5 protein-coding genes are annotated in these 8,860 nt (G+C 64.1%); all 5 read left to right on the forward strand.

Annotated features, from left to right (window positions below; all coding sequences use genetic code 11):
- Positions 1-2,587 (forward strand): TonB-dependent receptor (locus tag VJ811_RS18715; protein ID WP_324075189.1); only part of this gene is annotated, 2,587 nt, incomplete at its 5' end.
- Positions 2,588-2,637: 50 nt separating this feature from the next.
- A complete protein-coding gene (locus VJ811_RS18720; protein ID WP_414711978.1) occupies positions 2,638-4,155 on the forward strand; it encodes a tryptophan halogenase family protein in 1,518 nt (505 codons plus the stop codon).
- Positions 4,152-5,936 (forward strand): alpha-amylase family glycosyl hydrolase, encoded by a 1,785-nt coding sequence (locus VJ811_RS18725; protein WP_324075193.1) that lies wholly within the window; start codon positions 4,152-4,154, stop codon positions 5,934-5,936. The genes VJ811_RS18720 and VJ811_RS18725 overlap by 4 nt, the downstream gene beginning before the upstream one ends.
- Positions 5,933-7,570 (forward strand): alpha-amylase family glycosyl hydrolase, encoded by a 1,638-nt coding sequence (locus VJ811_RS18730; protein WP_324075195.1) that lies wholly within the window; start codon positions 5,933-5,935, stop codon positions 7,568-7,570. Before VJ811_RS18725 ends, VJ811_RS18730 begins: the two co-directional genes overlap by 4 nt.
- Positions 7,570-8,860, forward strand: a 1,291-nt coding sequence (locus tag VJ811_RS18735) for a glycoside hydrolase family 97 N-terminal domain-containing protein (RefSeq protein ID WP_324075197.1), incomplete at its 3' end; no start/stop codon positions are given. The genes VJ811_RS18730 and VJ811_RS18735, both read left to right, overlap by 1 nt.

Genomic DNA, 8,860 nt, shown 5'->3' on the forward strand with positions numbered 1-8,860 from the left:
CGCGATCAACAATTCGGTGCAGGCGAAGAAGGCCAACACCTCGATCGTCGAAGTGATTTCGGCCGAAGACATCGGCAAGCTGCCCGACCTGTCGATCGCCGAATCGCTGTCGCGCCTGCCGGGCCTCGCGACGCAGCGCCTCGACGGCCGCGCCAATGTCGTGTCGATCCGCGGTCTCGCCCCCGACTTCACCACCACGCTGCTCAACGGCCGCGAACAGGTTTCGGCGGGCAACAACCGCGGCGTCGAGCTCGATCAATATCCCTCCGAACTGCTGAACGGCGCCGTCGTCTACAAGACCCCAGACGCCTCGCTGATCGGGCAGGCGCTCGGCGGCACGATCGACATGCGGACGGTGCGTCCGCTCGCTTATGGCAAGCGCACGATCGCGGCCGGCGCGCGCTTCGAGATCAACGATCTCGGCAAGCTCAACCCCGATATTTCGAACAAGGGCTATCGCGCCAACATCTCCTACATCGACCAGAATGCCGACGGCACGCTCGGCTGGGCGATCGGCTATGCGCGGATGCAGTCGCCGACCGCCGAAGAACGGTTCAACGCCTGGGGCTATCCGGAGCTCACCGACGGGACGAACACCGCCTTCCTGATCGGCGGCGCCAAGCCCTATGTGAAGTCGAACGAGCTGAAGCGCGACGGCGTGATGGCGGTCGTCGAATGGGAGCCGAGCGACAGATTCCACACCACGATCGATGCCTATTGGTCGCGGTTCAAGGACGAGCAGCGCCTGCGCGGGATCGAATTCCCGCTGGCGTGGGGCAATTCGACGCTGACTGATTTCACGATCGAGGACGGGCTGGTGACGTCGGGCACCTGGTCGGGCACCGAAGCGGTGATGCGCAACGACGTCGTCCACCGCACCTCGACGATCATCGCGGGCGGCTGGAACAGCCAGTTCAAGCCCAACGACCGGCTGACGCTCGAACTCGACCTCGGCTATTCGCGGCTCAAGAAGACCGAGGAAAATCTGGAAATCTATCTCGGCACCGGGCGCGGGCCGGGCGTCGGCGCGCGCGAAACCGCGCTGGGTTTCGAGTTGCGGCCGAAGGGTGGCATCCTGTTCGATCCCTCGCTCGACTATGCCGATCCCAATCTGTTCGTCATTACCGATCCGCAGGGATGGAACAACTGCGGCGGCGCGGTGCTTAATTGTCAGGATGGCTTCGTCAACACGCCGAAGATCAAGGACGAGCTGAAATCGCTGCGTTTGCAGGCGACCCAGGAACTGGACGGCGTGCTCAGTAGCATTCGCGTCGGCGCCAATTACTCGGATCGCGAAAAGAGCCTCGACGACCGCGGCTTCGTGCTGACCAGCAACGATTATCCGGCCAATACCGCAGTGCCCGCCGATTATCTCTACGATCCGGTGTCGCTCGACTTCATCGGCATTCCCGGCATGGTCGCGTTCGACAGCTGGCGCTATTACAATGACGGCAATTATACGCTCACCGACGAGGCCGGCTGGACTCCGGGGCGCATCTTCAACGACTATAACGTCCGCGAAAAGGTGCTGACGGGCTTCGTCCAGGCCAATTTCGACGCCGACACGGGCAGCACCCCCATTCGCGGCAATGTCGGCCTCCAGATCGTCCATAGCGACCAGACGGCATCGAGCTTCTATGCGCAGGTCGTCGGTGGACAGGTGCAATCGACGCCGGTGACCGACGGGGCAACCTATACCGACTTCCTGCCCAGCCTGAATCTGACGGTCGAATTTGCCGACAACACATTCCTGCGCTTCGGTGCGGCGCGGATGCTCGCACGGGCGCGCATGGATCAGCTGAAGCCCGGCGGCGGGGTCAATTTCGACGCGTCGAAGCGCGACCAGACCGACATCGACGCGTCGCCCTGGTCGCTCGATCTGGGCAATGCGAAGCTGCGGCCGCTGATGGCCGACACGGTTGATATCGCGTTCGAGAAATATTTCGGCCAGGGCGCCTATGTGTCGATGGGCGGCTTCTACAAGTATCTCGAAAATTATATTTATCGCCAGGAGGATCCGTTCGACTTCTCGGGCTTCGAGGTTCCGGACGGCGGATCGGTCGCGACCTATCAGGGCATCGCCAAACAGTGGCGCAACGGAAATGGCGGGCGTGTCTATGGCGCCGAAGCCGCGCTCTCGCTGCCCTTTGCGACCTTCACCCAGGCGCTCGACGGGTTCGGCGTGCTGGCGAGCGGCTCTTATACCAAGAGCCGCGTCCGCGAAGGCAGCGCCGATCCGATCGCCATGCCGGGCTTGTCGCGCTGGGTCGTGAACGGAACCGCCTATTTCGAGAAGGCGGGCTTCCAGGCGCGCATTTCGGGCCGCTATCGCTCGAAATTCCTTGCCGAGGTGTCGGGTCTCAGCCTGAAGCGCGACCTGGTGACGGCGAAGAGCGAAATGGTCGTCGATGCGCAGATCGGCTATACGTTCCAAAGCGGCGCGCTCGAGGGGCTGGGCATATTGCTTCAGGCGTCGAACCTGACGAACGAGCCCTTCGTCACCTATTACAACAATGATCCGCGCCAAATCCGCGACTATCAGAATTATGGTCGCAATTTCATGGCCGGTATCACCTACAAATTCTGACGGGATGGGCGGGCCGGCCGGAAAGTCCGGCCCGCTTCCGGAAGAGAGGAATGGGCAGCGTGGGTGAGAACCGCATCACGAAGGTGGTGATCGTCGGGGGCGGAACCGCAGACTGGATGGCCGCCGCGGCGCTGTCGCGCACGATGGACCATCTGTCGATCCGGATCGTCGAAAGCGAGGAGATCGGCACCGTCGGCGTCGGCGAGGCGACGATCCCGGCGATCCGCCTGTTCAACGCGCTGGTCGGTATCGACGAGAATGAATTCATTCGCGAAACGCGCGGGACGTTCAAGCTCGGCATCGAGTTTCGCGACTGGGGCCGGCTCGGCGATGCCTATATGCACGCCTTCGGACAGATCGGGCGCAGCCTAGGCATGCTGCCGTTCCAGCAATATTGGCTCCGCGGCCGACAGGAAGGCGTCGCTGGGCGCCTCGGCGATTATTCGCTGAACGAAACGGCGGCGCGGGGGAACTGTTTCGCGCGGCTGCCGCAAATTCCGAACACCAGCCTCGACGGCATCGCCTATGCCTTCCATTTCGACGCCGCCCTCTATGCCGCTTATCTTCGCAGGATTGCCGAGCAGGCGGGCGTCGAGCGGACCGAAGGCAAGATCGCCAGCGTCCGCCGGAACGGCGAAAGCGGGCATATCGAGGCCGTCGTGCTGGAAAATGACACGGCGATCGAAGGCGAGCTTTTCATCGACTGCTCGGGCTTTCGCGCGCTGCTGATCGAAGAGGCGCTCGAAACCGGCTTCGAGGATTGGACGCACTGGCTGCCCTGCGACCGCGCCATCGCGGTGCCGAGCGAAAACGCCGGCCCGGCGCGGCCCTATACGCAGGCGATCGCGCATAAGGCCGGGTGGCAATGGCGCATCCCGCTCCAGCACCGCACCGGCAACGGCCACGTCTTTTGCAGCGACTTCATCGGCGAGGACGAGGCGACCGCGATCCTGCTGGCGAATGTCGAAGGCCGCCCGCTCGCCGAACCGCGAACGCTCCGCTTCCGCACCGGGATGCGCAAACAGGCGTGGAATGGCAACGTTATCGCGCTCGGCCTCGCCTCGGGCTTCCTCGAACCGCTCGAATCGACGAGCATCCATCTGATCCAGAACGGCATCGCCAAGCTGCTCGCCCATTTTCCGGGCCGCGATTTCGATGCCGCCAATATCGACGCCTATAACCAGCGCGTCCGCTTCGATTACGAACGCATCCGCGACTTCGTCATTCTCCACTATCACGCCAACCAGCGCACCGACGCGCCCTTCTGGATCCGCTGCCGCGAGATGGGCATTCCCGAAACGCTGGCGCGAAAGATCGAGCTGTTCAAAAGCCATGGCCAGATCGTTCGCGAGGGCGAGGAATTGTTCGTCGAAATCGGCTGGTTTCAGGTGCTGACCGGGCAGAATATCATGCCGGGCAGCTATCATCCGATGGCCGACCAGCTCACGCACGACGAATTGGCTGGCTTTTTCGCCGACATCGAAACCATCGTTGCGCGCACCGCGGCGCAACTGCCCCGCCACGAAGAATTTATCGCGCAGCATTGCGCGACAGGAGTGCCCGCATGAGCCTGTTCGCATCGATCATCGCGCTGAGCCTGTCGGGCGCCGCACCCGCCGCCGATTACCGCCAGCGCCCGCCCGAGGACGAGATCGTCTATTTCCTGCTGCCCGACCGGTTCGAGAATGGCGACCCCGGCAACGACAGGGGCGGGCTCGAAGGCGACCGGCTCGCGACCGGCTTCGATCCGGCGCACAAGGGCTTTTTCCACGGCGGCGACCTGAAAGGCGTGATCCGGCGGCTCGATTATATCCAGTCGCTCGGCGCGACCACGGTCTGGCTGTCGCCGGTGTTCAAGAACAAGGTGGTGCAGGGGCCGAAGGGACAGGAGAGCGCCGGCTATCACGGCTATTGGGTGACCGACTTCACGGCGGTCGACCCGCATCTCGGCACCAACGCGGATTTCAAGGCGCTGGTCGATGCGGCGCACGCGAAGGGCATGAAAGTCTATATGGACATTCTCATCAACCATACCGCCGATGTGATCGAGATGGCCGAATGCAAGGGCTATGACTGCCCCTATCGCAGCCGCGCCGACTATCCCTATTCGCGCCGCGCCGCCGATGGCGGCGCGATCAACCAGGATTTCGCGGGCGACGCCGCGCCGTCGCCGGGCAATTTCGCTCGCCTGACCGACCCGAATTTCGCCTATACGGTCAAGGTCGCGCCGCACGAGAAGGACATCAAGGTTCCGGCGTGGCTCAATGACCCGATCTATTACCACAACCGCGGCAATTCGACCTTCACCGGCGAAAGTTCGACGATGGGGGACTTCGTCGGGCTCGACGATCTGATGACCGAAAACCCGCGCGTCATTCAGGGCTTCATCGACATCTATGGCGGCTGGATCGATCGCTACAAGGTCGACGGTTTCCGCATCGATACCGCCAAGCATGTCAATCCCGAATTCTGGCGCGCCTTCGCCCCCGCGATGCTCGAGCGCGCGGCGAAGAACGGCATCCCCAACTTCCACATCTTCGGCGAATATGCGACGGGCGAGATGGACCCGACGATCACCGCGCAGGGAACCCGCGTTGCCGGGCTGCCCGCCAGCCTCGATTTTCCCTTCTTCGCGGCGGTTCGCGATGTCGTGGGGGGAACCAAGGCGCCCGACTGGCTGGAAAAACTGTTCTCGGCCGACCCGCTCTATGGCGACGACGCGGTCGCGCTCCAGCTGCCGACCTTTACCGGCAACCATGATTTCGGCCGCTTCGCCCATTTCGCGCGCAAGGCCTTCCCGCACGCCGACGACACGGAAATGTTGCGCCGCGTCGAGCTCGCGCATGCACTGCTGCTGACACTGCGCGGCGTTCCCGTCCTCTATTCGGGCGACGAGCAGGGCTTCACCGGCGACGGCGGCGACCAGGACGCGCGCGAGGATATGTTCGCGTCGAAGGTCGCGATCTATAACGACAATGAGTTGATCGGCACCGACGCGACGACCGCCGAGAGCAATTTCGACGCGGACCATCCGCTCTACCGCGCCTTCGCCCGGCTCGCGAAGCTGCGGCAGGATCATGTCGCGCTGCGCCGTGGGCGGCAGTTGATCCGCAGCTATGCCGAAAAGCCTGGGCTGTTCGCGGTGTCGCGCATCGACGCGGCTTCGGGGCAGGAAATCCTGCTCGCGTTCAACACCTCGAACACGCCGCTGAGCGCGAATGTCGCCGTCGATCCCTTAAAGAACAGCTATACGGCGCTTTACGGTGACTGCCCGGCGAGGTCCGCCGCGCCGGGGCAACTCGCCATCAAACTGCCGCCGCTCGGATATGTGATCTGCAAAGCCCAATGAACAAACTCTCTCCCCTGCCATCGTCCGCTCGCCAGTCGCAGCACCCCTGGTGGAAAGGCGCGGCGATCTATCAAATCTATCCGCGCAGCTTTGCCGATTCGAACGGCGACGGCATCGGCGACCTCGCCGGCATCACTGCGCGGCTCGACTATGTCGCATCGCTCGGCGTCGATGCGATCTGGCTGTCGCCCTTCTACCCCTCGCCAATGGACGATTTCGGATATGACATCGCCGATTATGAGGGCGTCGACCCGATCTTCGGCACGCTCGCCGATTTCGACGCGCTGGTGGCGCGCGCGCATGCGCTGGGGCTGAAGGTCACCACCGACCTCGTCTTCGCGCACACCTCCGATCGTCACGCCTGGTTCGCGGAGAGCCGCGCCAGCAAGGACAATGACAAGGCCGACTGGTATGTCTGGGCCGACGCGAAGCCCGACGGGTCGCCGCCGACCAACTGGCAGTCGGTGTTCGGCGGCCCGGCGTGGACGTGGGACGCGCGGCGCGGCCAATATTATATGCATAATTTCCTGGGCTCGCAGCCGCAGCTCAACGTCCATAACCCGGAGGTGCAGGACGCGCTGCTCGGCGTCGTGCGCTTCTGGCTCGACCGCGGCGTCGACGGGTTTCGCATCGATGCGATCAACTTCTCGATGCACGACCCTGAACTGCGCGACAATCCGCCCGCGCCGCCGTCGAACAAGATCCGCACCCGGCCGTTCGATTTCCAGCAGAAAATCCATAACCAGTCGCACCCTGACATTCCGCTTTTCCTTGAGCGTATCCGTGCGCTGACCGATCAATATCCGGGCAGTTTCACCGTTGCCGAAGTCGGCGGCGACGATGCGGTGCGCGAGATGAAGCTGTTCACTGCGGGCGAGCGCCGGCTGAACAGCGCCTATGGTTTCGACTTCCTCTATGCCGAGCGGCTGACGCCGCAGCTAGTGCGCGAGGCGGCCGAACAATGGCCCGATGCGCCCGGAATCGGCTGGCCGAGCTGGGCGTTCGAGAACCACGACGCGCCGCGCGCGGTGTCGCGCTGGACGCTCGAAGGCGTCGATCCGGCGGCCTATGTACGGATGAAGATGGCGCTGCTCTGCGCGCTGCGCGGCAATATCATCATTTATAACGGCGAGGAACTGGGGCTCGATCAGGTCGAAATCCCGTTCGAGCTGGTGAAGGATCCCGAGGCGCTCAAAAACTGGCCGCTGACGCTGTCGCGCGACGGCGCGCGCACGCCGCTGCCATGGGCGGAGAGTGAAACCCATGCGGGCTTTTCGAGCGCCGATCCGTGGTTGCCGCTTGGCTCGACGCACGGCGCGCTCGCGGTCGACCGGCAACAGGACGATCCCGCTTCGCTGCTCAATTTGACGCGCCACCTGGTCGCGCTGCGCGCCGCGCACCCGGCACTGCGGCTCGGCCGCGACGCGCGGTGGATCGCCGAGGGCGACCTGCTCGTCTTCGATCGGATCGCAGACGGCGAGCATGTTCGCTGCCTCTTCAACCTCGGCGGCGGGACGATCGATGTCGCGGCCCATGGCGCGGACGGCATACCGATCACCGCGTTGAACGGCGCCGATCCGGCGCATTTACCGCCGTGCGGCGCTCTCTGGTTGAAACTCGAAGGAAAAAATTGATGCGTAGCCTGTTCGCCGCCCTCCCGTTGCTCGCCGCGGCAGCGGCGCCCGCCTTCGCGCAGGACGCGCGGCCCGAGCAGACGGCATCGTCGCCCGATGGCGCCATCATCCTCACCGTTTCGACCGACAATGACCAGCGGCCCACCTGGTCGCTGTCACGCAAGGGCAAGCTGCTGATCGCGCCGTCGAAGCTCGGCTTCATCCTCGCCGACCGCATCGGGCTGCAACGCGGCTTTGCGATCGAAAGCGTCGAGCGCGCGAGCGGCGACACGCGCTGGGAACAGCCATGGGGCGAGCGCCGCTTCGTCCGCGACCGGCACAATGAACTGCTCGTCCGCTTCCGCCAGAACGAGAGCTGGGGCGGCCATGCGATGAACGTGCGTTTCCGCCTGTTCGACGACGGCATCGGCTTCCGCTACGAACTGCCCGAACAGGCGGGGCTGGGGACCGCGAAGATCGTCGACGAAATCACCGAATTCGACATCGCGCCGAAGGGCACCGCTTGGTGGATCACCGGCGGCGAGTGGAACCGTTACGAGCAAATCTACCAGAAAACGCCGATCGATGCGGTCGCAACCGCGCACACGCCGATCACCATGCGCCTCGACGACGGGACGCATCTCGCGTTCCACGAAGCCGCGCTCGTCGACTATGCCGGCATGTGGTTCAAGCGCGCCGAGGGACAGAAGTTCCGCGCCACGCTGTCGCCGTCGTCGAAGGGCGCGCGCGTCCTGCGCGACCTGCCATTCGCGACGCCGTGGCGCACGATCCGCATTGCCGACAATGCGGCGGGGCTGGTCGAAAGCGACCTCGAACTCAACCTCAACGAACCGAACAAGCTGGGCGATGTCAGCTGGTTCAAGCCGATGAAATATATCGGCATCTGGTGGGGGATGATCCGCGGCGACTGGAGCTGGGCCGAGGGGCCGAAGCACGGCGCGACCACCGAACGCACGAAGCAATATATCGACTTCGCCGCGAAGCACGGTTTCGGTGGCGTGCTCGTCGAGGGCTGGAACAAGGGCTGGAACGGCAATTGGTTCGGCCATGGCGACGCGTTCAGCTTCACCCAGGCGACCCCCGATTTCGACCTGAAGGCGGTGACCGACTATGCGCGCAAAAAGGGTGTCCAGCTGATCGGCCACCACGAGACCGGCGGCAATATCGCGGTCTATGAGGCGCAGCTCGACGATGCGATGAAGCTTTATGGCCAGCTCGGCGTCGGCACGGTCAAGACCGGCTATGTCGCCGATGCCGGCGGGATTATCGCGCCGGGCGCCACGCCGGACG

The organism is Sphingopyxis sp., from assembly GCF_035250425.1.
Taxonomy (GTDB): Bacteria; Pseudomonadota; Alphaproteobacteria; order Sphingomonadales; family Sphingomonadaceae; genus Sphingopyxis.